Source organism: Maribacter litopenaei, from assembly GCF_025244665.1.
GTDB lineage: Bacteria > Bacteroidota > Bacteroidia > Flavobacteriales > Flavobacteriaceae > Maribacter > Maribacter litopenaei.
Genome location: NZ_CP104205.1, coordinates 2,117,279 through 2,141,760, shown reverse-complemented (window position 1 = coordinate 2,141,760; position 24,482 = coordinate 2,117,279). Strand labels below are relative to the sequence as shown.

Annotated in this window: 30 protein-coding genes and 2 pseudogenes; 17 read left to right on the top strand and 15 right to left on the bottom strand. The window is 41.0% G+C overall.

Features of this window, described 5'->3' with window-relative positions:
- Positions 1–44: 44 nt before the first annotated feature.
- Positions 45–1,034, top strand: a complete 990-nt coding sequence (locus NYZ99_RS11560; protein ID WP_260571288.1) for an SDR family oxidoreductase — start codon at positions 45–47, stop codon at positions 1,032–1,034.
- A 4-nt stretch (positions 1,035–1,038) separates the two neighbouring features.
- On the opposite strand, the gene NYZ99_RS11555 is transcribed toward NYZ99_RS11560, so the two are convergent.
- The 15 genes and pseudogenes from NYZ99_RS11555 to NYZ99_RS11485 all read right to left on the bottom strand — a co-directional run bounded on the left by NYZ99_RS11555 (position 1,039) and on the right by NYZ99_RS11485 (position 13,820).
- Entirely contained in the window at positions 1,039–2,373 is a 1,335-nt protein-coding gene (locus NYZ99_RS11555; RefSeq protein ID WP_260571287.1) for a YfcC family protein, read from the bottom strand.
- A 40-nt stretch (positions 2,374–2,413) separates the two neighbouring features.
- Positions 2,414–3,112, bottom strand: a complete 699-nt coding sequence (locus NYZ99_RS11550) for a DUF6090 family protein (RefSeq protein WP_260571286.1) — start codon at positions 3,110–3,112, stop codon at positions 2,414–2,416.
- Between the two features lie 44 nt (positions 3,113–3,156).
- Positions 3,157–3,504: pseudogene (locus tag NYZ99_RS11545) on the bottom strand (endonuclease domain-containing protein).
- Between the two features lie 146 nt (positions 3,505–3,650).
- Complete coding sequence (locus NYZ99_RS11540) at positions 3,651–4,373, bottom strand: DUF6090 family protein (protein ID WP_260571285.1); 723 nt, start codon at positions 4,371–4,373, stop codon at positions 3,651–3,653.
- A gap of 13 nt (positions 4,374–4,386) precedes the next feature.
- On the bottom strand, positions 4,387–5,121 hold the full coding sequence (locus NYZ99_RS11535) for a DUF6090 family protein (RefSeq protein WP_260571284.1): 735 nt from the start codon (positions 5,119–5,121) through the stop codon (positions 4,387–4,389).
- Entirely contained in the window at positions 5,118–5,867 is a 750-nt protein-coding gene (locus tag NYZ99_RS11530; RefSeq protein ID WP_260571283.1) for a DUF6090 family protein, read from the bottom strand. Before NYZ99_RS11530 ends, NYZ99_RS11535 begins: the two co-directional genes overlap by 4 nt.
- 141 nt (positions 5,868–6,008) lie before the next feature.
- Positions 6,009–6,293, bottom strand: a complete 285-nt coding sequence (locus tag NYZ99_RS11525) for a hypothetical protein (RefSeq protein ID WP_260571282.1) — start codon at positions 6,291–6,293, stop codon at positions 6,009–6,011.
- Positions 6,271–6,660 carry a DUF6090 family protein gene (locus NYZ99_RS11520; RefSeq protein ID WP_260571281.1) on the bottom strand — a complete coding sequence of 130 codons (390 nt, stop codon included), beginning with the start codon at positions 6,658–6,660 and terminating at the stop codon, positions 6,271–6,273. Before NYZ99_RS11520 ends, NYZ99_RS11525 begins: the two co-directional genes overlap by 23 nt.
- Positions 6,657–7,346 (bottom strand): DUF6090 family protein, encoded by a 690-nt coding sequence (locus tag NYZ99_RS11515; protein WP_260571280.1) that lies wholly within the window; start codon positions 7,344–7,346, stop codon positions 6,657–6,659. Before NYZ99_RS11515 ends, NYZ99_RS11520 begins: the two co-directional genes overlap by 4 nt.
- 66 nt (positions 7,347–7,412) lie before the next feature.
- Positions 7,413–8,162 carry a DUF6090 family protein gene (locus NYZ99_RS11510; protein WP_260571279.1) on the bottom strand — a complete coding sequence of 250 codons (750 nt, stop codon included), beginning with the start codon at positions 8,160–8,162 and terminating at the stop codon, positions 7,413–7,415.
- A 10-nt stretch (positions 8,163–8,172) separates the two neighbouring features.
- Entirely contained in the window at positions 8,173–8,952 is a 780-nt protein-coding gene (locus NYZ99_RS11505; RefSeq protein WP_338038979.1) for a metallophosphoesterase family protein, read from the bottom strand.
- A gap of 238 nt (positions 8,953–9,190) precedes the next feature.
- On the bottom strand, positions 9,191–10,363 hold the full coding sequence (locus tag NYZ99_RS11500; RefSeq protein WP_260571277.1) for a M28 family peptidase: 1,173 nt from the start codon (positions 10,361–10,363) through the stop codon (positions 9,191–9,193).
- Between the two features lie 466 nt (positions 10,364–10,829).
- On the bottom strand, positions 10,830–11,522 hold the full coding sequence (locus NYZ99_RS11495) for a Type 1 glutamine amidotransferase-like domain-containing protein (RefSeq protein ID WP_260571276.1): 693 nt from the start codon (positions 11,520–11,522) through the stop codon (positions 10,830–10,832).
- 70 nt (positions 11,523–11,592) lie between these two features.
- Positions 11,593–12,924: pseudogene (locus tag NYZ99_RS11490) on the bottom strand (DEAD/DEAH box helicase).
- A gap of 116 nt (positions 12,925–13,040) precedes the next feature.
- A complete protein-coding gene (locus NYZ99_RS11485; RefSeq protein ID WP_260571275.1) occupies positions 13,041–13,820 on the bottom strand; it encodes an AraC family transcriptional regulator in 780 nt (259 codons plus the stop codon).
- 261 nt (positions 13,821–14,081) lie between these two features.
- On the opposite strand from NYZ99_RS11485, the gene NYZ99_RS11480 reads away from it, so the two are divergent.
- From NYZ99_RS11480 to NYZ99_RS11410, 16 genes are all read left to right on the top strand, one after another.
- Positions 14,082–14,930 (top strand): ThuA domain-containing protein, encoded by an 849-nt coding sequence (locus NYZ99_RS11480; RefSeq protein ID WP_260571274.1) that lies wholly within the window; start codon positions 14,082–14,084, stop codon positions 14,928–14,930.
- Between the two features lie 12 nt (positions 14,931–14,942).
- Complete coding sequence (locus NYZ99_RS11475; RefSeq protein ID WP_260571273.1) at positions 14,943–16,787, top strand: PVC-type heme-binding CxxCH protein; 1,845 nt, start codon at positions 14,943–14,945, stop codon at positions 16,785–16,787.
- Positions 16,747–17,013 carry a hypothetical protein gene (locus tag NYZ99_RS11470; protein WP_260571272.1) on the top strand — a complete coding sequence of 89 codons (267 nt, stop codon included), beginning with the start codon at positions 16,747–16,749 and terminating at the stop codon, positions 17,011–17,013. Before NYZ99_RS11475 ends, NYZ99_RS11470 begins: the two co-directional genes overlap by 41 nt.
- A 36-nt stretch (positions 17,014–17,049) precedes the next feature.
- On the top strand, positions 17,050–17,487 hold the full coding sequence (locus tag NYZ99_RS11465; RefSeq protein WP_260571271.1) for a cupredoxin domain-containing protein: 438 nt from the start codon (positions 17,050–17,052) through the stop codon (positions 17,485–17,487).
- Positions 17,423–17,581, top strand: coding sequence for a plastocyanin/azurin family copper-binding protein (locus tag NYZ99_RS22930; RefSeq protein WP_420845224.1), 159 nt, complete (start codon positions 17,423–17,425; stop codon positions 17,579–17,581). Before NYZ99_RS11465 ends, NYZ99_RS22930 begins: the two co-directional genes overlap by 65 nt.
- A 6-nt stretch (positions 17,582–17,587) precedes the next feature.
- Entirely contained in the window at positions 17,588–18,445 is an 858-nt protein-coding gene (locus NYZ99_RS11460) for a sugar phosphate isomerase/epimerase family protein (protein WP_260571270.1), read from the top strand.
- Positions 18,446–18,448: 3 nt separating this feature from the next.
- The gene (locus NYZ99_RS11455) at positions 18,449–19,066 is read left to right on the top strand and encodes a Gfo/Idh/MocA family protein (protein ID WP_338039452.1); all 618 of its coding nucleotides are present in this window, start codon (positions 18,449–18,451) and stop codon (positions 19,064–19,066) included.
- Between the two features lie 62 nt (positions 19,067–19,128).
- Positions 19,129–19,581: a hypothetical protein gene (locus NYZ99_RS11450; protein WP_260571269.1), complete on the top strand. Its 453-nt coding sequence runs from the start codon at positions 19,129–19,131 to the stop codon at positions 19,579–19,581.
- Positions 19,582–19,755: 174 nt separating this feature from the next.
- Positions 19,756–20,151: a DUF2141 domain-containing protein gene (locus tag NYZ99_RS11445; RefSeq protein ID WP_260571267.1), complete on the top strand. Its 396-nt coding sequence runs from the start codon at positions 19,756–19,758 to the stop codon at positions 20,149–20,151.
- 110 nt (positions 20,152–20,261) lie between these two features.
- Positions 20,262–20,810 carry a tetratricopeptide repeat protein gene (locus tag NYZ99_RS11440; protein ID WP_338038978.1) on the top strand — a complete coding sequence of 183 codons (549 nt, stop codon included), beginning with the start codon at positions 20,262–20,264 and terminating at the stop codon, positions 20,808–20,810.
- A gap of 3 nt (positions 20,811–20,813) precedes the next feature.
- Positions 20,814–22,136: a 2TM domain-containing protein gene (locus tag NYZ99_RS11435; RefSeq protein ID WP_260571266.1), complete on the top strand. Its 1,323-nt coding sequence runs from the start codon at positions 20,814–20,816 to the stop codon at positions 22,134–22,136.
- Between the two features lie 203 nt (positions 22,137–22,339).
- Positions 22,340–22,618, top strand: coding sequence for a 2TM domain-containing protein (locus NYZ99_RS11430; RefSeq protein WP_260571265.1), 279 nt, complete (start codon positions 22,340–22,342; stop codon positions 22,616–22,618).
- A 47-nt stretch (positions 22,619–22,665) separates the two neighbouring features.
- Positions 22,666–22,968 carry a 2TM domain-containing protein gene (locus NYZ99_RS11425; protein WP_260571264.1) on the top strand — a complete coding sequence of 101 codons (303 nt, stop codon included), beginning with the start codon at positions 22,666–22,668 and terminating at the stop codon, positions 22,966–22,968.
- Positions 22,968–23,291 (top strand): 2TM domain-containing protein, encoded by a 324-nt coding sequence (locus tag NYZ99_RS11420; RefSeq protein WP_260571263.1) that lies wholly within the window; start codon positions 22,968–22,970, stop codon positions 23,289–23,291. Before NYZ99_RS11425 ends, NYZ99_RS11420 begins: the two co-directional genes overlap by 1 nt.
- Before the next feature lie 8 nt (positions 23,292–23,299).
- A complete protein-coding gene (locus NYZ99_RS11415; RefSeq protein WP_260571262.1) occupies positions 23,300–23,674 on the top strand; it encodes a 2TM domain-containing protein in 375 nt (124 codons plus the stop codon).
- A gap of 41 nt (positions 23,675–23,715) precedes the next feature.
- The gene (locus tag NYZ99_RS11410) at positions 23,716–24,471 is read left to right on the top strand and encodes a LytR/AlgR family response regulator transcription factor (protein ID WP_260571260.1); all 756 of its coding nucleotides are present in this window, start codon (positions 23,716–23,718) and stop codon (positions 24,469–24,471) included.
- The last annotated feature ends 11 nt before the right edge of the window (positions 24,472–24,482 follow it).

Below are 24,482 nucleotides of genomic sequence, written 5' to 3'. Positions count from 1 at the left end.
TTTAAAATAATTCAAACAATTGAATATCAAATATATAATAGAAAATGAAAGTATTATTTATCGGAGGTACGGGGAATATCAGTACGCCTTCCAGCCATTTGGCCCTTTCAAAAGAAATGGACCTCTTTTTATTGAACCGAGGGAATTCCAAAGTGGAGATAGAAGGTGCCTCCACCATCATAGGTGACATCAATAAACCCGAGGAACTGACCGAGCTTAAAAAACATTCCTGGGACGTTGTGGTCAATTGGATCGCTTTTACACCCGAAGATATAGAACGCGATTTGGAGCTATTCAGGGGCAAGACCAAGCAATATATCTTTATCAGTTCCGCCTCTTGTTACCAAACCCCTTTACGCTATCCCATCATCACCGAATCCACCCCGGTATGCAATAATCTTTGGGATTATTCCAGCCAAAAGATACAGTGTGAGGAACGACTGCTAAAGGCCTATAGGGAGGAAGGTTTTCCCATGACCATCGTGCGACCCTCTCATACCTATGGTACCGTGACACCTTTGGCCATTGGTGGCTTTAACAAATACAACGTGATTGATCGGATTTTGAAGGGCAAGGAAATCATTGTCCATGGTGACGGTACTTCCTTATGGGTCGTTACCCATGCCGACGATTTTGCAAAAGGTTTTGTGGGCTTATTGGGATTGACCACCGCTATTGGCCATGCCTTTCATATTACCTCAGACGAGGTATTGAGCTGGAACATGATCTATAAGATTACAGCGGAGGCTTTGGGTAAGGAGGCGAATATTGTCCACATCGCCTCAGACTTCATCTGTAAAGTAGAGCCTTCCTTTACCGGAAGTTTATTGGCGGACAAAGCGGAGAGTGTGATTTTTGACAATACCAAAATAAAGACCTTTGTACCCGGTTTTAAGGCTACCATCCCATATTCCGAAGGAATCAAACGTACCTTGAACTGGCTACAGGAAAAACCGGAACGGCAATGGATCGACCCGGACACGGAGGCGAAAATAGAAAATGTACTGAGGGCCTATAAATCCTTAACGGCGTAGCATCCTAGACATACCCTGTAAATACCGATACCACAATGGCCAAGGCTCCCAAAAGCAACAGAAGGGCAGTGGGTTTCCAAGCGAATTGTAACCATTTGTTATAGGGGATTCCACTTACTGCCAATATGGCCATAAGGGCCCCGTTGGTAGGCACGAACATGTCCGCCGTAATGGCGCCATACTGGTAGGCCAGTACACATGTCTGTCTCGAAATCCCGATCAAATCGGAGAGCGGTACCAAAATGGGCATGGTCAAAATAGCCTGCCCGGAGTAACTGGGAATGGGAATGTGCAAAATGACATGGGCCACCATCATCAATACCCCGGAAAGCGATGCCGATACATATTGCAAGGGCCCGAAGAGTCCGTACACAATGGAATCAATGATCATCCCCTCTTGCAAGACCATGGATATGCTATTGGCGAGACCAATGATAATGGCGGCAAAGATCATTTCCTTGAATCCGTCGATATAGGCTTCACCCGTACCATTAATCCCCAGTTTCCCCAAAAGTCCGGAAACAATACCTAATACAAAAAAGCTGGCGGACATTTCAATAAAACCCCAATCCAGTTTTAAAAGGCCGTATAGTACCACTACAAAAGTGAGACATAACAGGGTGAGAATAATTTTGGAACTCAGGGACATTTTTTCTTGGGTATCGGAGGCCTCCATTTTTTCTGTTTGGTGTTTGGCGTTGTACCGTACCAAGTAGAGCATCCATATTAAAAAAGCGATGCCCGTAACCACCAATCTGAATATACTGCCGGATAGTAAGGAAACACCTGCCTCCTGTTGGGCAATGATGACCCCAAAGGGGTTTGATGGACTAAAGGCACTTCCCAATACGGTGGAACCATAACTCATGTAAACCGTCGTATAGATGTTGAACCCCATGCTTTTTCCAAAAATGATGAGTACCGGCATCATGGCGATGACTTCTTCCTGCATGCCAATACTTGCCCCTGCGGCGGTAAATAATAGGGTGACCGCGAATAAGGACAAGACTTCCCTGCCCTTTAAAACCTTGACGAGTTTGTTCAGGCCTTGGGACAGGGCCCCCGTTTTTTCGATGACATAGAAACAACCGCCCAATAAAAGGATCAACACAATAATATTGGCCCTATCCGCAATACCCTTGGGAATGGTTAGCATTACCTCAAAGGCAGATAAATGTTTGCCTTCCGTTTCTTGGTATGAATCACTTACCACGCTTGTAATACCGGTATCCGGATCCGTAAACCGTTCATAGCTGCCCTGTGGCACCACATAGGTAAGCACCCATGCGAACATGACCGCGGCAATAATAATGACAAAGGCATTGGGAAAATTTTTCATTTGGTTTGGTATCAAGTTTCTTTTGAAGGAGACTTATGCATTATTCTAGAGTAGTTTCTTCCAATATTTTTTGTATCAATATTTTAGCCTGTTTATAGGCAATTTCCGACTCCTTTAGTACATAAAGCTTGTCATCGATATAATTTTCAAATTCAATATTTTGTAGCAATAGGGCATTGTTCATTTTAAGTTGTGAGGGCCTGTATTGAAAGGCCTTGGATTGGGTATCAATGTTTCTTAATGATCCGTGTTCCCTAATGTATTCGATGACGCTGATATTGGTCTCCTCCGATTGGACCATGGTTTCTTGCAGTTCGTTAAAAAATCGTGACCAATTGAACAAGAGTATTTTAAGTTCCGTATTGTTCAGTTTTGAGAGTCCTCCGGAGTTTTGTAAGTCGTTCAACACAAATTCACTGGGCTTCCAGGATGGACTTTCTATGACATGGTGCAATAGACTATCCACTTCTTTGGCGTCCTGCAGTTCTCTTTCCCTGAACTTTTCAAAAATGGTCTCGGTTGCGAGTATGGTACGATTTAATATGGTATTTATGGAGTCCAAGTCCTTTAAGTTTTCATTGAATTCCGTATGGAGATTCTGTATGGTGACCTTTTCCCGATTGTTTTCCAACCGACCTTCATTCCAGTTATTGATTTGTAGTGCAATCAATATTCCAATGACGACAAGTATGATCTCACCGATGGCATATTTAAAATATTTGGAGGTTTTATTTTCCATAAGGAGATTTTGTCGGACTTTTCTAAAGAATTTTATCATCGTTGCTATAATTTCTGTTGGAATATATTCCCCTCCTTGGAGGGGTTAGGGGTGGGTAACTTTTCAATTTCCTTCCGAATCTCTTCTAAAACCCATTTAAGATTATTCTTAATATCCAAATTACTAAACCTAATTACAGTAACTCCTAAAGATTCCAGTCTTTTCTGCCTTTTTTGGTCTTTATCCTGTTGGCCTTCCTCAAAGTGAATTCCTCCATCCACTTCTATGGCCAATTTTAAATCCTTTCAATAGAAATCAACAATGAATTGGTCAATTGGAATCTGTCTGCTAAACCTTACACCTAGCTGTCTGCCCTTTAATTCGCGCCAAAGGGCTATCTCCCCCAAGGTCATATTGTTTCTTAACTTTTTGGTAAAGGCAATCAAATCTTGATTATATGGAATTATTTTTTTCATGTTATACCCACCCCTTTATTCCCTCCCAAGAGGGGAACTCTAAAGGGATTTTCTAAAGAATTTTATCATGGTTTATAATTAATTTAAGGTTTCGAAAGTTCAATTATTCTTTTTAGAGTGACCTGTACTTTTTGTAGCTCACCGCTTGTATTCAATATTTGATCTACCAAATCATACCGACTCCGGATCATATATTCAAACTCCAACGTTTGGAGTGCGTCAAAATCGTTTCGCTCGTCTTTAAAATTAAGGTTCCAATCAAAGTGTTTTGACAAATAAGGATCATATTGGCTCCAAATGTGATTTCCGGAGGCCAATTCTTCTTCTTGATAATCTGTAACTAGGTCGTTCCAGGAAATTAATAAGTCGCGCAGCGTTCCGTTTTTTATAATATCGAAAGAAGAGGTGCTGGCCAGGGCTTTAATACTTGTTTGGGTGGGATTGAAGGTATTTCCTCCATATGTCCACCAAAGCATAGTGGCCAGTGAATCCAATACTTCCTGTTCCGGTTTTGATGTAATGGGGAAGAGACTAATTACACCTGCGCAGTTTTTGAAGACAACCTTGTGTTGACCGACCACGGAGTCTAATTGCTTTTTGTTTTGTACGAACTCTTTGTGAATATTGGCCAAAACAATAGTTTCTTTATTCGAGTTGATTCGGTTTTCGTTCCAATTATTAATCTGAAGGGCAATCAAAATCCCGATGACTACCAGTACAATTTCACCGATAGCATAGAGGAGATATTTGGTAAACCTATGTTCTTGAAGTAGCTTTTGCCGGATTTTTCTAAAGAATTTAATCATGATTTCAATAGTATTAGTTCCCTTTTTGGTAGGAGGTCAGGGCATTGTCAAGCTTGGGTAGTAGTTCCCGAATGGCCTGATTTCCTTCCTCTAAGGCTTCAAGGGTACTTTCCTCGTTTCTTATATTTATTTTTAGGGATGTTAGAAAGTAAAGATCGGATTTGAGTTGTTCATAATCTGCAGGGATAGCTTCTTTGCCCCAGCTGTAATCTTTAAAATGGTTACGTATATAAGGCAGGAACACGGTGCGAAATTCATAATCGTCGTCATAGGTATCATCGTTGATTTTTTTTACGGCAGTAGTATAATAACTTGTCAACTTATTACGGAGTTCCTGATCTTGGAGGAGTTCTATTCCTAATTTTTTTATCAATTGATACCCATTGTCCACTAACACGATACATCTCGCCAACATTACACGCCCTAGGTGATAATTGATGGAATCATAAGGAATATTACCCGTCTCTAGCTTATTGATTACGGTATACTGTATGTTGATATCTTCCAACTTCGTGCTATAGGTTTCCTCAATGTTAAGGCTATCACTAATGAGATTACTGCGTATTTCGGTAAGAATTTTCACGATTTCACCATCAACTTTCCTGTTTTCATTCCAGTTGCTAATCTGTAGGGCAATCAATATACCAATGACCACCAGCACGATTTCCCCAATGGCATAGAGCAGGTATTTGGAAAACCTGTTTTCCTGAAGTAGCTGCTGGCGGATTTTTCTAAAGAATTTTATCATTTTATTGCAGGTTTGGTTTCCTGAAGAATTTCTTCAATCAACATTTCAGTTTCATCCAACCTATCCATTATATTTTGATGCAGCCATAAGGAATTATCCAACAAATTTTCAAATTCCACTTTCTGAAACAAGGGATAGTAGTCCGGTTTCACCTTGGATTTCCCGGACCATGGATAATGGGCGTTACTGTCCATTTCCCTAAATGAAATATAAGGTAACAAAAAGGGCAAAAGATGTTCATTGTTCCAAGCGTCCAATTTGTCAAAACGTGTTTGCCTAATTTCAGATAGTGAATTCCAGTGGTATAAAAGTGAGGTGATGGAATCGTTTTCAAAAAGGTTAAGACGTCCGTTTTGCACGAGATTGTTTACCGAATTGTTGGCAAATGCCAGTTCGTTAGAGGGGAAGGATTCAAAAAATAGGCTGTCTAAATTTTTATTTTCAAGCTCTTCTTTTGAGGCACCGATCAAACTAATCAATTTACTGGAAGATTTTATGGCCCTTTGCTCTTCAAGCCTAAAATCCTCTACCAGTTTTTTATTGGTTTTGAACTCTGCATGTAGTTTAGAAAGTAAAGCTTTTTTTTCGATATTGTTAATTCGGTCCTGGTTCCAATTATTGATCTGCAAGGCAATCAAAATCCCGATGACCACCAGCACGATTTCCCCCATGGCATATCTAAAATATTTGGAGGTTTTGTTTTCCATGATGAGATTCTGCCGAATTTTTCTAAAGAATTTTATCATTGTGTTTCTTTTAATTCTTGGTTTATAATCCCTAAAATCTCGGTAATCCTGTTCTGTAGGCTTAAAGACTGGATATTGGCAATTTTTGCATCGGTAGCACAGACCGCCAAGTGATCTTCAAAATCCGGACTTTCAAAAACGTTAGAGAAATCGGTCGCGGTGCAAAGAGTCTCTTAAATCAAATTTCACGGTGGTCCCTTTGTCCAAATAAAATGTTTCCATGGCATTTTCTTGCCAGTATCTATTCATTATAGTTCTTATGGAGCTATATTTAAGAAGAAATGGAGCATAGGAACTAGACTTATAATCCCTCCAGGCCGCCTCTTCTTCCGTTACCTGAATAATTTCACTGATCCATAGGGTAAGCAATTCTTTTAACCTATTGTTTCTTAGCAATTGAATTCTACCGAGAACTAATAATATCATTGACGATGGGGTCAAAGGTGGGAACCAAGAAGGTTTGAACAAGGTAAGAGCTAACACTGTCCAACTGTCGCTTTTCCGGATGATCAATATAATCCAACAGTTTAAAGGACGCGGTAATCATGTTATTGCGAATGATCATTTTTTCACCCAGTTGTTTGCTGTTGCTTTCAAACTCAGATTTCAATTGGGTCAATAATACACTTTCCTCTATACGTTCCTTACGGTTTTCATTCCAATTATTTATTTGAAGGGCGATAAGTATACCGATGACTACCAGTATAATTTCACCAAGGGCGTAGAGCATATATTTGGAAAACCTGTTTTCCTGAAGTAGCCTTTGACGGACTTTTCTAAAGAATTTGATCATTGAAGGTCGTTGTTAATCAAGTTAATTATGGTATTTATACGCTCCCTCAGAGGTTCGTAAAATGCGACGTTCAGATTTTTGGAAGCTACAATAAACAGATAGAGCTGACTTTCAAATTCTCGATTTTCCAAAAATTTGAAATCGTTATCCGGAAATTTACTGGGAGTTGGGTCGAGCAGTGCGTCGTCAATTATATCAAGGTGCCTCCTGAAATTTCCTCCCTTTAAAAAAAAGTCGTGCCCTATATCCCGTCTTTCTACGACATACGTCTCTTGTCTTTTTACACTTTCGAGACTGGACTGCCAGGATGATATGGCCTTGCGGAGCAGGTCATCCGACAATACACTGAGCCTGCCCGAATTTATAATTTCCTGTACCGCGCCCTGATTTGGTGTATATCTCGGTTCTATTTTAAATATGCCCACCATGTATTGTGAAAGTTCCTTTTCATTGATGTTGGAAAGGGAGGGACCTGTAAATTCGCCCAAACGAATACTGTTTTCTATATTCAAGTTGTTCATGGCAATTACTTCGTCCAACAATTGTAGGTTAGATTCAAATTCCGTCAATAGGGCCTTTAGTAATTGTTGTTCTAGGCTTTTACTTTTTTGAGTTTCGTTCCAGTTGTCGATTTGTAAGGCTATCAAAATACCAATGACCACCGAGAAAGATTTCACCGATAGCATAGAGTAAATATTTAGAAAACCTGTTTTCCTTCAGTAATTGTTGCCGAATTTTTCTAAAGAATTTAATCATGACAAGGATGCTATTTCTTTGATAATGAGTTCTTCGATGGTTTCTATTTCTTTTACCAATTCCTTAAGCTGCCCAATGGATTTTTTCTCTGAAAAGTCCATCCAATCCTGTACGCCCTCTAAACCTAGGATTATCTTAGCCTTATTTTTTTCTATATCCAATGAATGCTTTAACTCCTCTTGGTGTTCCAATCTTTTCTCTAAGTCAGGTGATCCAATAAGCATACTAATACGCTCTGTGACACCGGTTTTTGCCCTATTGTCCAAGCTCTCGTCAAGGGTTATTTTTTGTTGCATCCGTTTAAGGTCTAACAGCTTATTCCTTAGGTGAGGGGGAATTAGTGCTATTTCTCCGCTGTTTTGGAGTGATTCAATGGTACTGGTATTGAAGTTTAGGGCATAGGATTCAGCGTTCAAGTCCAATAATTCCTCGTACATGGATGTCAATGTGAATTGTGAGGATTTGAATTTGTCGATGTAGTCTTGATAGGCTTTTCTCTGCAATTCAAACTTTGTAATGGTTTGCGTTGCAAATGTTTTGTCTTTTTGCAGGTCTTCCAGTATTTGTTTATAGTAATTTTGAGTCTTTACCTCGAGTTTTCGGTTTTCGTTCCAATTGTCGATTTGAAGCGCAATCAAAATACCTACGACTACCAATACCATTTCGCCAAAGGCATATAGAAAATATTTAGATAATCGATTTTCTTTGACCAGTTGCTGACGGATTTTTCTAAAGAATTTGATCATAAAACTGTTTTCAATGGATGAGCTCCCCCGTTGGTGGTAATTCCCCTTTTTTATCCAAAATACCGTTCATTTTTAAATGGGTAACTATGGGTTCCTTGGCCATGCGCACCAGGGAAATATGGTCAAAAGCCATGGAATCCTGTGCATTTTGGGAGCCTCCTGTCGTACCTAGGATGATGTAGTCACGATTGTTCCTAATTTGGTGCGAAAAGGAATGGATATGTCCGTTGATGACCGTATAGGGGCGATTGCCCAAAAGGTCTTCCAAAGGCTTTAAACCTTTATCGCCATCACGTTGCCAAAGGGGCTTATGCATTAGGACAAAGATCCATGCAGCATTTGGGTATCGCTCCAAAACCTGCTTGAAATAGCTTAATTGTTCCGAACCCATACCACCTACTTTTCGTTCTTGCATGCCATAATAGTCCGTCTCCTCATAGATTCCATTGACTTCCCCATTTATGACTTTGAGGGCTTCCGCCCGTGCCTTATAGATTTCTAGCATTCGTTCCTCCTCATAATCCTCAGAGTCCATCATTAAGAACAATACATTTTTATAAAGGAAATGATAGTATCTCGGACCAAAACGTTGCTTCCAAAAAGTGCGCATGGTGGGATTGGTCAGGTCATGGTTGCCCCCTAAATGGAAGAAGGGCATGTTCAGGTTTTTGATCCTAGTCTCAAAGGAATCCCATTCGGTAGCCAATTGAAGGGAATCCTCTGTTCCCCCATCAATTAGGTCGCCCACACTCAGTACAAAGGTGGGATCTAACCGATTTAGTTGTACCACAGCTGCACTATAGACTCCCTCCCGTTCTCCGCCATTTAGATCAGAGATAATCGCGAAGGTAAAATCGTCCTCAGTGGATTCAAAAACATCGCTAGTCCACGGAGTGGACCATCCTTAATATCATGCACAAATAGTGGTATATCCTTTGTAGGACCTTCATGCTTGCAGGCAGAAAAAAGAAATACCAAGCCTAAAAAGGCCTTAATACGGGTCTTCATTTAATTTGAATTAATGTCTGTTAGTTTTTCAGGGGTGTTTCAGGGGCGATTCCATATAGAATGTTTGCCGCCGCTTCATACTTATCACCCTTTACCCAATAAGGTCTTTCAGGGTCGTTGGCGATTAACCTACCCGATAACACATATCCTTGATAGAATTTTACTAAATAGTCATAGTCCAAGCTTTCCGCTTCATCAGTAGCTTGATGATAATATTTATTGATTTCATCATCAAAGGCATCAAAACCGGTGGAGTAGGTGGGTGCGGGTACTCCTTTGCTGGCGAAACTAACATTGTCGCTCCGGTCAAAAAGACCTTGTTCGGGTGCAGGATCATCAATAGCTTCAAGTCCAAAAGCCGCTGCACCGGTTAGGATATGTTTTTGGGCCGTGGTTCGGTTCAACCCAATAACCATGGCCAATTTGGTATTGTTGTAACCGGCTCCATCAGTATTGAAGCCATATACGATCTGATTTAACGGGAATACAGGATGCTCTGCATAGTATTTACTACCTAGAAGTCCTTTTTCCTCTCCTGTAAAGAAGATAAAGACAGCGGAACGTTTCGTTGGATATTTGCCAATATTCTCAGCCATACTTAAAACAGCTGTAGTGCCAATGGCATTATCACGGGCACCATTGTAAATACTGTCTCCTTCTGCATTAGGTCTTCCAATGCCCACATGGTCATAATGTGCGGAATACATGATGTATTCGTCCTTCAGTTGTGGATCGGTTCCATCTAGCACGCCAATAACATTTTGGGTTACCAGGGTTTCTTCCTTAATTCCATCGGTTTCAATGGCATAGGTGCCTTTGTTGCTTAGAGGTCCCTCTAGTTTTTCAGCGGTGGTATTTACCCAAAGATGTAGAAAGTCATTCGGTGGGTTTTGTGGGTTCACTGGGTCCGGAATCTTTACACTTTCTCCCATAAAGTGTGACATACGTGTCCACCAGTCTTCCTCTAGCAACGTCATCTCAATGATGCCGATAGCCCCTTTCGACTTGGCTAATTCTTGTTTTTCCTTATGAGCCATATAAATACTCCTAGCATCGGTAGCCTCTGACGTGCCGGCCCTTACTATTATAAGTTTTCCCTTAACATCCTTGCCATCATAATCATCTGTCTGTCCATATCCTAGAAATATGGCATCCCCGGAAATTTTAGTTGCCTTGGCTTTTATCGCAATCACATGCGGGTGTGCCTCTCCGTTTATGGAAACTTTTAGTAAATCTGGTGGAGCTGTTTGGAGAAGATTGAATGTTTGATAATATGAATTTGTGGTCGGATGTGGTTTTATGCCATAACTACGTAAAGTATTGGCAAGATAGGATGCTGCAATTTTTAGTTCCGGGGTTCCGGTTCCACGGCCTTTTAATACATCATCGGCCGTGAAAATAGATATGGCCTTCTATGTTGTTTTTCTCGGACTGTTGCCGCGGCTATTTCTTTTTCAGTTTGAGCGGATAAAAAAGTGGTCGCAGCAAGGAAAGCAAGGGTGATGGTATTTCTCATATTTAGTTTGGTTGGATTTCACTAAAAATAAGAAATAAATTGATTATCAATAGATTAAATACAATTCAAATACTAGGAAAGAATCGGCTTACATTTAAGAACGAAAACCTATATGAAAACTAAAAAAATTAGGCAGATATAGACTAGGAAATTAGGATTCTATCCAGTCGGTCTTCCACAATCTTTCCCTCCTGTTCATGGACATAGTAGGAATTATTTTGCTCATCCAAGGAAACCGAGGTATGTACTTGCTCGTTGATGAAGTGAATAGCCGAACGGTCGTCACAGGCATAGCCATCGGTCAGTTTTCCGGAAAGAATATTGTTGTGGTACAAGGGTCGCCTAGAAGTTTCCGAATTATAATGCGGACAATGACTTTTGTCAATAAAGGCCATACCCTCCACGATACTTAGTTCTTTAGGTCCGGAATCAGTGGTACCGGCATTGAACCAACATAATGATCCTGCGCTTCCCCCAGCCATGACTACACCATTATAATAAGCTTTTTTTAGTTCGGAATCGATACCTTGGGCTTTCCAAATGGCCAACATATTCAGGGTATTGCCGCCACCAACGACAATAGCATCCATTTTTGAAATAATGTCCCCAAAAGTTTCATTTTGGTCATAGGAATTGATCCAAACGCTCATAACATGCGGAATCACATCGATTTGGGAACAGACCTCGTAAAAAGATTCAATGTAGTCCTGGTCTTCTCCACTGGCCGTAGGGATAAAACAAAGGTTGGGTGGTTCCTTACCCGTAGCTTTTGCCACATAGTCCAAAAATGGAACCGTATGTCTTCCACTTCCGTAAATAAATAATTGTCGCTTCATTCCTATTTATTTTAAACCATAAAGATAGCCTGTTCACCCTTTTTTTACCGATATGGGAATTTTTTGGAAGCTAAGAATGACTTCCTTTTTTAGGGGCATCCCTAAACTTGGGTTTACCGGATTTGTTTCCTCGGGAGTTGCGATTTTTATTTCGATTCCTATTCCTGTTTCTATTCTTATTTCGGTTTCCAGGTTTTGGAAATGGGTTCTGTTGCTCTTTTTCTTTTGGTTTTGAAGATTCGGTATCCTTTATTTCCGTTTCATCATCTACAAACTGATGCTCGGGCATATGCGGAACACCTTGCTTTATCAACTTTTCGATATCCCGCAGATAAGGCCTTTCATCCTTATCACAGAAGGACAATGCCGTGCCACTGGCATCGGCACGACCGGTACGCCCAATTCTATGAACATAGGTTTCTCGGAACATTGGGCAAATCAAAATTGACCACTAATGACAGTTCGTCCACATCGATACCCCTAGCTGCGATATCTGTGGCGACCAGCACTTTTAGCTTACCGTCCTTAAAATCCCCAAGGGCCTTTTGCCTTGCGGTCTGTGACTTATTGCCGTGAATGGCTGCCGACTTAATGCCTGCTTGCGCCAATTTCTTTACAATTTTGTTGGCTCCGTGTTTGGTGCGGGAAAATACCAATACCGACTCCTTTGGACGCTCCTTAAGTAAATGGATAAGTAACTTGGGCTTATTTTGTTTGCTCACGAAATAAACTCCTTGTTGCACTTTTTCTGCAGTGGGTTTGTCTCGGCCTTATGGTAACCCTATGAAAATCCCCCAACATGCTTTTGGACAACTCCACAATATCCTGTGGCATGGTGGCGGAGAAAAAGAGCGACTGTCTTTTTGGGGGTAATTTGGCAATGATTTTTTTTACATCATGAATAAAACCCATGTCCAACATCTCGGTCGGCCTCGTCCAAAACCACGATATCCAGGTCCTTAAAACTTATATAACCTTGACTCAATAGATCAAGCAATCGACCTGGGGTTGCTACTAGAATGTCCGTGCCACTTTTTAGGGCGTTGACTTGTTTTCCTTGCTTTACCCCTCCAAAAATCACGGTATTCCTTAGTCCTGTGAAGGCGCCATACGCAGTAAGGCTTTCCCCAATCTGAATGGCGAGCTCTCGTGTTGGTGTCACAATGAGCGCTTTTATTCTTCGTTTGGTATCACTCAGCTTTATTCCTTCGTACAGGTGATGGAGCATAGGAAGACCAAAGGCCGCGGTTTTTCCGGTACCTGTTTGGGCTACGCCCAATAAATCCTTTTTTTGTAATAATATGGGAATGGCTTGCTCTTGAATGGGTGTGGGATGTGTATACCCCTCTTTTTCCAAAGCCTCTAAAATAGGCCCAGTGAGGCCAAGTTCTTTAAATGTCATGTAGTTCTTATAAGCTGCGAAGGTACGTTGAATACTTGACTTGGAAGCGTAGGTGGATTTTAGTCATATTCGAAGAGTAAAATGCTAAAATAAATACCTTACAAACTGTACGGATATCAATTTCCGAATTCTTGTTTATAGGCAATAGGAGTACGATTGGTAATACCTTTAAATTGTTTGTTGAAGTTAGAAAGGGTCTCGAAACCACTAGCGTAACAGGCCTGGGAAGCGTTCATATTTTCTTCCAACAGTAGTTTGCAGGCGTGCCCGATTCTAATTTCACTCACGAATTCTGAAAAGGTCTTATTGGCATGCACCTTAAAATAGCGGCTGAAAGAGGTTGGGGTCATATTTGTGAGTTCTGCCAGTTCTTCCAAAGCTATTTTTCTACGGAAATGTCTCATAACATAGGCATACACGGTATTCATACGTTCCGTGTCCCCTTGTTTTAGGGAATTTATATATCCTGGACTTGCCAAAACCTCCATATCCTTGGTTTCACTCAAAAGATTAAGAATCTTCAATAATTCGAGTACGCTTTCCGGACCCTCTAAATGCAAAAGGTTTTGCATCAATTTTTGGACTTCATAAGCTGTATTTCCCTGAACTAATAGTCCACGAAGACTTTTTTTAAACAGCTGGTTCAACTTAATACCTTCCTCTTTCTGTAAAAGATTTTCTCCCAAAAAGTTTCCATTAAAATAAATAACGATGCCTTCTGAATATCCATCTTTACTGTCCTTCTTCCCTTCAACATCGCTTTTCCGGAGGTGGGGGAGATTGGGTCCGGTAAAGGTAATTTCTCCCTCCCTATAGGGACGTATACTATCTCCAATAAATTGTGTACCCCTACCTTTTAGGATCATGAACAGTTGATATTCGGATGGAAGTGCCAATTGGGATCGAACAAAGGTTGTTTGAGGGCCTTGGAAACCAGGGCATGTGTTTTTGGGATGGGGGATTTTTCTAATGCTACCTTCAAAATTCCAACTTTTGGGTACGTACTCCCAAAGGGAGCAACAAAACACTAATTTGCCTGTAAATTTAACAATTTATGGATTAGCATGATAAAATACAGTCAGGATAGGATAAAACACAGGGCATCTAATTGTAATATTATGATTAAAATTGAAAGCTAAATCAATATTTATCATTTTATGAAGGCTTTTTATAAGATATTATCAGTGGTTTTTGGTGTTTTGCTACTGGTTACCGGTTGTAAATCAGAAAATGGGAATAAGGCCATTGCAGATGATGTTCCCGTAAGATTGGAACTGTTGTTCTTGGGGCACTCCATTGAACATCACAATTCTCGTGCTTACTTTCCTATTTTGGCATCGGCATTGACCAAGGATGGGATTAACATTACCTATACGGAAGATGTCAATGATTTGAATGAAAGGAACCTTTCCCTCTATGATGGTTTGATCGTATATGCCAATCATGAGGAGATAACCCCGTCGCAGGAAAAGGCCTTGTTGGACTATGTTCGTGAGGGCCATGCGTTCATTCCGATTCATTCTGCCAGTTTCTGTTTTAAAAATTCACCGGAATATATCGATTTGGTAGGTGCACAGTTCTTGGAGCATGGAACGGGTACTTTTACTACGGATATTATCAAAAAGGAACATCCTATCATGCAGAACGTGGAGCCTTTTTCCATATGGGACGAAACATACGTCCATGATAAGATTGCGGATGATATTACGGTGCTAATGGAAAGGGTAGAAGGAGACCATCACGAACCTTGGACCTGGGTCAAGGAATATGGAGATGGAAAGGTTTTTTACACTGCTTATGGGCATGATGAGCGTACATGGGCCAATCCTGGTTTTCAAAACTTGGTAAAGGAAGGGATTTTATGGGCAGTTGGAGATACACCAAGGGAAAATTGGATAGCCTTTGCAGCGGAAATACCCACTTTAAAATATGAAGAGAAGCCTAATATTCCCAACTATGAGAAAAGAGACCCTGCACCCAAATATCAATTGCCGCTATCTCCGTAAGAATCGGCAAAGTTGATTCAGGTACCTGCGGGTTTTAAATTGGAACTATTTGTTTCCGAGCCGGATATCATAAATCCGATCGCCATGAACTGGGATGAGCGTGGTAGGCTTTGGGTCATTGAAACAGTGGATTATCCAAATACGGTTAGAAATGATAACGGTATAGGTGACGATAGGGTAAAAATTTGTGAGGATACCGATGGAGATGGTAAAGCGGACAAGTTCACCATATTTGCTGAAAATTTGAACATCCCTACCAGTTTCTCTTTTTATGACGTAGGAATTGTAGTTTCCCAGGCGCCACATTTTCTATTTCTTAAGGATACCAACGGCGATGATAAAGCGGATGTACGGGAAATAATGATTGACGGCTGGGGTACTTTTGATACCCACGCAGGGCCTTCCAACTTGCAATATAGGATAGACAATCAATTGTATGGAGTAGTGGGCTATTCAGGCTTTGAGGGTCAGATATTTGGAAAGAACTTTAAATTCAATCAAAACGTATACCGATTCAATCCAAAGAAAAACACCTTCGAGGTATTGACAAACACCAGTAACAATACATGGGGTTTGGGTATTACAGAGGACAATTCCGTATTTGCTTCTACTGCCAACAACACACATAGCGTGTATTTGGGCATTCCAAATTCTGCCATGAACGGTATTGTGGGGATTCCGGCCCAAGGCAGTCTTAAGATAGACGGTCATTATGATATGCAGGCCATAACCCCTAACGTTAGACAAGTGGACGTATTTGGTGGTTTTACCGCGGCAGCCGGACACCATTTCTATACGGCAAGAAACTATCCCAGTACCTATTGGAATAAAATCGCCTTTGTCTGCGAGCCTACCGGAGGCGTTGTGCACATGGCAAAAATTGTAAAGACGGGAGCAGGGTACCAGGAAGAGGATGGCGGAAATCTATTTGCTTCCTCAGACGAGTGGGTTTCTCCCGTGGAAGCGAAAGTGGGCCCGGATGGCAATGTTTGGGTGGCGGATTGGTATAATTTTATCGTGCAGCACAATCCAACGCCTAGTAAGGAACGTGGAGGTTTCGATGCCGAAAATGGTGACGGAAATGCTTATGTGAATCCCCTTAGGGATAAATCCAGAGGACGTATATGGAGAGTGGTTCCCAAAGGAGCGCATGAAACGGATCCCATGGTTTTGAACTCTGAGGATTCCGAAGGTCCGGTAGGCGCCTTAAGTAATCCCAATATGTTTTGGAGAATGACAGCCCAGCGCCTTCTGGTCGAAAATCAAGATACTGACGTGCTTACAGACCTATATAAATTAGTGAATTCCAATAACGTTGATAATATGGGTATGAATGCGGGAGCATTACATGCTTTATGGACTATAGATGGATTGGTATCATTGGAGTCCAACCAAGAAGCCAGGGATGTGGTTGCTGGAGCCCTATACCATCCATCGGCCGCTGTACGTAGGGCCGCTGTCCAAATACTTCCCAAAACGGAGGCATCGGATAATGCCATTATAAAATCCAACGTATTGTACGATAAAGAACCTTTAGTGCAGCTTGCGGCAATCTTATATATGGCCGACAGGGAACCTTCAGATGTGTTAGGAGAAGTAATTTACGATGTAAGCAAGAGCGATGCTGTTTTAAAGGACAATTGGCTTTCCAAGGCGGTGTATGCCGCCGCCGCCAAACAGGGCAATGGCTTTATGGCCAGTTACAGAGAGGAGTATCCAAATTTTGACATTTCCTCTTTGGGTATTACAAAAAGACAGGCGTTGGATTATGACGACAGTGGTTGGAAAACAATGGAACTACCTCAATACATTGAGGATGCCGGATTGGAAATGGACGGTATCATCTCGGTTTCGTAAAGATTTTAATTTTAGTCCAGGTCAGTCTGCTTATATTTCATTGGGTCCCATTGATGATTCTGATATAGTGTACCTCAATGGAACTCAAATCGGTGTCACCGAAGGGGAATATGCCGGAAACCGATACTATGATATTGATACGGACCTATTCAAGAGTGGAAAAAACACCTTGGCCATCCGGGTAGAGGACACAGGCGGAGGAGGTGGAATCTACGGAAGGCCGTAACAACTATACATTAGATCCGGGAGCAAAAACCTATCCTTGGCAGGTACTTGGAAATATGAGGTGGAGACCGATTTTTCCCAAAGCGCCAATAATGCCTTTGGAGGTAGCTCTATCGCAGAGGTGTTTATAAAAAACTATGCCATGGAAGGTTTGGGCGAAGATACAGACGATGAAGCTGTTTCAGCGGATAGAGTCGTTATCAATATGAAGACGATCCAAAACGAAATGAAATTTGACATTACGGAGTTTGTAGTGCCTGCAGGTAAGGAAGTGGAATTGGTTCGGACAATGTGGATTTTATGCAGCACAATCGGTGATCGTTCAACCGGGTACCAAAGAAAAGGTGGGTGCCGCTGCAGACAAATTGGCCGCAGATCCCAATGGAGCAACTCAAAACTATGTACCCAAAATGTCGGAAGTATTATTTGCGACCGCATTGGTAAATCCGGATCAAACAGTTACGCTTCGTTTTAAAGCGCCATCGGAGCCCGGCGAGTATCCATACATATGTACCTTTCCGGGACATTGGCGAATCATGCAAGGTGTTATGAAAGTGGTTCCCAACTAAAAATATATGTCGAAGAAAATTTCATTTGGGGTTAGCACTTGGCTTTGGGAAGCACCGTTTTCCACATCATCTGTGGCGCTCTTCCCTAAAATTAAAAAATTGGGATTTGATGTGGTCGAGATTCCAATTGAAGACCCCTCGTTAATCAATGTGAAAGAGGTAAAAAGGGCTTTGGAAGAAAACGATTTGAAGCCGTCCATATGTATCGTATTTGGCAATGATAAGGATCTAACTTCCGAAGACACCTCGCTACACCAAAATTGTTTCGAACATGCGGAGAAGTGCTTTGCTGTGGCCACTGAACTTGGGGTCGATTTTGTGGCGGGCCCATTATATGCAGCAGTCGGAAAGGCCCGTTTAGCACCTGTGGAGGAAAAAAAGAAGGAATGGCAACGTGCCGTTACTAATTTGAGAACCCTATCCGGTATTGGTAAAAAGCACGGACTGGATATTGCTTTGGAACCGCTCAATCGTTTTGAGTCTGACCTTATAAATACCGCGGATGATGTAGTTCGCCTACTAGATACTATAAATGAGTCGAACATGAAAATCATATTGGATAGTTTTCATATGACTATTGAAGAACAGGATATCCGAAAAGCCATTAATACCGCTGGCAATCGATTGATTCATGTACAAGTTTCCGAAAACCATCGAGGTATCCCGGGCACCGGTTTAACACCTTGGGAGGAGTTCTCCAAAGGCCTGGAAGATGTAAACTATGATGGGGCTATGATAATTGAAAGCTTTACACCTGAAATACCTGAATTGGCCGCGGCAGTGAACATTTGGAAGAAATTAGCGGATAGTCAAGACGCATTTGCTTCGGATGGATTAAAATTTTTAAAGAAAACATTTAACTAAGATATTGATTATGAGCGAAAAAAAGTAAATGTCGCAATCGTAGGATTAGGCTTTGGAGCGGAGTTTATACCGATTTACCAAAAGCACCCTAATGCCAATTTAATAGCAGTTTGTCAACGGAACGAAGCCAAATTGAATGAACTGGCCGATGCTTTCGATATAGAGAAAAGATACACTTCCTATGATGATTTGTTAAAGGATCCGAATATTGATGCTGTGCACATCAACACGCCTATTCCAGATCATGGAATACAATCGATTAAAGCCTTAAAAGCCGGCAAACATGTTGCGTGTACCGTACCCATGGCCACTAGCGTTGAAGAATGTGAGCAAATCGTAAAATTGACACAGGAAACGGGTCTTACTTATATGATGATGGAAACCGTGGTGTATGCGCGTGAGTTCCTTTTTATGAAGGAGCTTTATGAAAATGGTGAGCTTGGAAAAGTACAATTCCTAAAAGCAAGCCACCAACAGGATATGGACGGTTGGCCCAACTACTGGCCTGGATTACCTCCTATGCACTATGCTACACATTGTGTTGGTCCCGTTCTCGCCTTAACAAAAGGCGAGGCCGAATACGTTTCCTGTTTTGGTTCGGGACTATCCGGGAAGAACTGATCAAGGAATACAACTCTCCCTATGCCGTAGAAACTACCCATATCAAGTTTAGAAATTCAGATTTGAGCGCACAGGTCTATCGCTCCTTGTTCGATGTAGCGAGACAATATCGTGAAAGTTTTGAAGTATATGGGTCTAAAAAATCGGTAGAATGGCCTTTGATAGAAGGGAAGCCATTGGTGATTCATACCGCCAAAAGGCCCGAACCTGAAATACCTGAAGAAGTGGAAAGTCCGGATTATGCAAAGCTATTGCCTAAGGAGATACAGCATTTTACGACCAAGGGGGTCTACGATTCCGAGGAAAATGAACACTTATCCTTTACCCAAGGGGCTGGACATGGAGGCTCACATCCTCATTTGGTTCATGAATTTGTGGAGGCACTAGTGCAACAGCGATCGCCCTATCCAAATGTCAAGCAATCGGCAAACATTACTTGCGTTGGAATCTTGGCACACGAATCGGCACAACAAGGTGGTGCGATTATAAAATTACCGGAGTTTACACTTTCTTAATATAGTGTAAATTTGAGTCCAAAGTCCGATGATTTCATCGGACTTTTTTATTTGAAATAAATTATATGGCTTGGAAATTTACATTCCAGCAATTAAAATCCACAGTTGGGTCATTCTTTTTATAAATTGCAAGAATATTCAAAGAGCTTTGAACAGCAAATCATGTTTAACCCAATGAAATGTCTTTTTACCATTATCGGAATTTTTTGGTTGACCCTAGGAGTGGCGCAGACTGCCGCCATGGGAGTTATCGAATTGGAAATTACCGGAATGGAAAATGATGAAGGTCAAATGTTGGTCGGTCTCTACAATTCGGAGGAAGGATGGTTGCTAAAGCCCTACAAAGGAGCGTTCGGTAAAATAGCCAATGGGGTAACTACGGTTATTTTTCGGGATATTCCCGAAGGTGTATACGCCATTTCCGTGTTTCACGACAAGGACAATGACGGAAAGCTCAATAGACTTTTCGGCTTGCCTACTGAACGTTTTGGAGCCTCTAACAATGCCCCCTCGCATTTGGACCTCCTAAATGGCGGGATGCTAAATTTCAATTATTGGGTGGAACATTGAAACACTCAATTCAAATTCATTAAAAGCTGTTCAAAATGAAAAAATTTATTACACTACTTTTTGTAGTGCTGACTACTAGTACCTGATCCCAAGACCAGTTTACAAAAGGAATGGAAAAGGCCTTTGCCCTCCGGGGGGAAGGTAAACCCATGGAAGCCTCCAATTTATTCGAAAGAATTAGTAACGCGGAGCAAGACAATTGGCTACCTTACTACTATGTGGCCCGGATAAATACCATAAATTCCTTTGGGGAGAAAGATGAAAAGAAGCTAAAACAACAATTGGACAAAGCACAGGAGTTCTTGGATATAGCCAAAAGAATTTCTCCGAAAAACCCTGAAATTATGGTGCAACAGGCCATGACCTACACAGCATGGATTGCATTTGATGGGGCTACTTATGGAATGACCCATTCAGGGAAGGTGGTTGCCTTGTATAACGAGGCACTAAAGATTGCCCCTGAAAATCCTCGGGTAGTCTTTTCGAAAGCAGAATGGGACATGGGCGCTGCTGCCTATTTTGGTCAGGATACCACCCAATACTGCAAGGATGTGGAGCAGTCCTTGGAACTTTTCACTAACTTTAAACCAAAAGGGCCCTTTTATCCAAATTGGGGTGAAGATAGGGCTAAGGCCATTGTGAAACAGTGTAAAGGGTAGGGGATGAAAAAGTTTCTTAAACTTCTTAGAATATCCATATATATAACGGCAGGGGTAACCCTGCTTAACTTGTTTTTCTTTCTAGATGAACCATTGACATGGCCTGTTTTTTGGGAGTATTTTGGAATCTGTTTTTTGTTCAGTTTTGTGCTGACATTGGTCAATGCCTATTACTATGATGGTGTGTCCATTAGATATGATTGGGCAACGCAACCAAAGGCACGGCTTTGGGTAGGTGCATTGGGTTCCATAGCATTGTCCATAGTAGCTTTCGGGTTATTACGAATGTTCCTTTCCATGGTATTTTATGGAAATTCCTTCAACGATTTTTTGGAGTATGAGGAACCATTTTCCTACGTCTTTGCCATTATTATTACGGTTCTGATTTCCTTATTTCTACATGCCTTCCATTTTTACAAGGCCCTCCAGGAAAATAAGGTAAAGGAGCAAAAAATAATAGCAGGTACCGCGTCTGCTAAGTTTGATGCGCTAAAGAACCAATTGGATCCCCACTTTTTGTTCAATAGCTTAAATGTACTCACAAGCCTTATCGAGGAAGATACAGATCAGGCACAGAAATTTACGACATCCCTGTCCAAAGTATATCGCTATGTACTGGAACAAAAAAATAAGGATTTGGTTTCTGTAGATGAGGAACTGCAATTCGCCAAGACCTATGTCAAACTTTTAAAAATGAGATTTGAGGATAGCATTATCCTCGATATTCCCGAAAGGGCCTCTAACCCGGAGGCAAAAATTGTTCCCTTATCCCTTCAATTATTATTGGAGAATGCCGTAAAACATAATATTGTAAATAGTGCCAAACCTTTGCACATCAAAATTTTTGAGCAGGATGGTAACTTAAAGATTTCCAATAATTTGCAGGAAAAACAAGTCGTTAAAAAGAGCAGTGGCGTTGGACTTCAAAATATACAACAGCGTTATGAACTTCTTAGTACACGTAAAATGGAAATCCATAAAACGGCCGACACCTTTACCGTGGAGTTGCCCATGTTGACGCAAAAGGTTTCTGTTGTGGAAACACAAGAGGAATTTATTGAGGACAAACGTTATCAAAAGGCAAAGGAAAAAGTGGAGAACATTAAGGGTTTTTATGGAAATCTCATAGCCTATTGTATCGTAATTCCTTTTATGGCCTTTTTAAACTATAAGACCACAAGTTTTCCTTGGATTATCTTTCCAGTGGTGGGTTGGGGGTTTGGATTGTTGACCCATGGTTTGGAAGCCTTTGGTTACCACCCAATTTGGGGAAAAAGATGGGAGGAAAAGAAACTACGTGAATTAATGGACAAGGATGATTTATAGCGTCCCAATATATGGGAATGCACCTTTTAAACAAGTGTTTTTCATTAGGTGGAGAAGTATTCTGAATTCTTAGATACATTGTATTACAATCCATCCCACAAAAATTACAATTGGGTATCTATCTTTTTAAAAACCTCTGTTCTTTGATGAAATTCGTGGTATAAATAGTACTAACGAGGTCATACTCCTAAAAAATTAAAATCATGGAAATCACAAACGAACTCAAATACAAAAGAGCAAAAGAAAAAGTAAAGGAAATCAAATGTTTTTATTCCAATTTGCTGGCATATTGTATTGTCATTCCTTTTTTGGCTTGGCTTAACTATAATACCACAAGCTTCCCGTGGGCCATCTTTCCGGCCATAGGTTGGGGATTAGGCTTATTGGGACATTGGTCCAATGCTTATGGATACAATCCATTGTTTGGAAAGGACTGGGAACGAAGAAAATTGGAAGAGTTTATGAAAAGGGATGATTTTTAAGGAATAAAGTATATTTAAAACAGGATACACCAACAAAACATGTAGCAATGATACCAAGAGACAAAGAATCTAGATACTACCGGGCCAAGGAACGTGTAGATGCCATAAAAAAATTCTATACCAGTGCACTTTCCTACGTAATTTTTATTGGCTTTTTGGCCGGGTTGAACTATTGGCTGGACCAATGGAATTATCCTTGGTTTTTATGGGCCGCTTTTGGCTGGGGCATAGGACTCATATTTCAAGGTGTGAAAGCATTTGGATACAACCCTATACTAGGGAAGGACTGGGAAGAACGAAAGTTAAAGGAACTTATGAAGGAGGACGAAGAACAAACAAAATGGAAGTAATGGATAGGCAGGAAAATAAATTGGAAAGGGCCAAAGAGAGGCTTAAGGAACTAAAAGGTTTCTATTGGCATGCAGTCGTTTATGTTGGAGTTAACAGCTTTATATCCATTAGTAGCATTATAGGAAGGATGAATAGCGGGGCAAATTTTACGGATGTACTGGATTTTGGAACATTTGCAGTATGGGTTTTTTGGGGTATCGGTCTCTTCTTCCATGGAATGAAGGTCTTCTCCCGTAATCCCATATTTTCAAAGCGATGGGAAGAGCGTCAGATTCAGAAATATATGGAAAAGGATAGGCAGGAGGCCGAAAAATTTAAATAAATAAAAATATGAATCAGTCGCAAAATGAGTCCTATATAAAGGCACGGAAGCGTATCGAGGACATGAAAAAATTCTACCGTCATCTTAGGATATTTATAATTGTTAATGTTCTCTTGTTACTAATTAAGTTGAACCTATTTAATTGGTTTAAAGATGATTATGATTGGTTGCAAAGTCCTCAATTTAATGATTGGATGGGCTGGAACTTTTTGGGAACCCCCGTCTTATGGGGTATTGGGTTACTCGCTCACGGACTCTATGTCTTTACTTTCAAATCTAAGCCATGGCAAGAGCTAAAACCAGGTTTCCTAAAAAGATGGGAGGAAAGGCAACTGGAACGGATTCTTAAGGAAGAGGAGGAAAAAGTGTCCCGAAGGGATTAAATGGTATTTTTGAGGAATTCTAATTTTGAATATAAGTGAGTATGAATGTCATTATCATAGAGGATGAGAAGCCTGCCGCTCGTCGACTTGGTAGATTATTGTCGGAGTTGGATGTCGCGGTCTCCACCATGTTACATTCCGTGGAGGAATCCATTACGTGGTTTCAGGAGAATGAACATCCGGACCTTATCTTTTTGGACATTCAGTTGTCCGATGGTCTCTCCTTTGAAATTTTTGATGTGGTCGATGTCCAAAGTGCCATTATCTTCACCACGGCCTATGATGAATATGCCCTACAGGCATTTAAGCTAAACAGTATTGACTATTTGCTTAAACCGATCGACGATGAGGAATTGGAAAGTGCCGTGAAGAAGTATAGAAACCTAAAGCGCGAATCCAAAAAGTTAAGTCCGGATTTTGAGGATATCAAAAAGCTTTTGGTGAATCCGTTGGAGCGGGAATTTAAAAAGCGCTTTACCGCAAAAGTTGGCCAGCATCTAAAAATCATCAATGCCGATGAAGTAGAATGTTTTTACAGTGAAAATAAGGGTACCTATGCCGCTACCTCGGACGGAAGAAATTATTTGTTGGATACTACGTTGGAAAATTTAGAGGATGAATTACGACCCGATACTTTTTTTAGGGTGAGCCGTAAGTTTTATGTGAATATCAATGCTATAAAAGACATTATTTCCTATACCAATTCCCGTTTACAATTGAAACTCAATTCCTTTTCAGACCAAGAAATCATAGTGAGCAGGGAACGTGTGAAGGACTTTAAGCTCCGGTTGGAGTAAGTGAAAAGTAA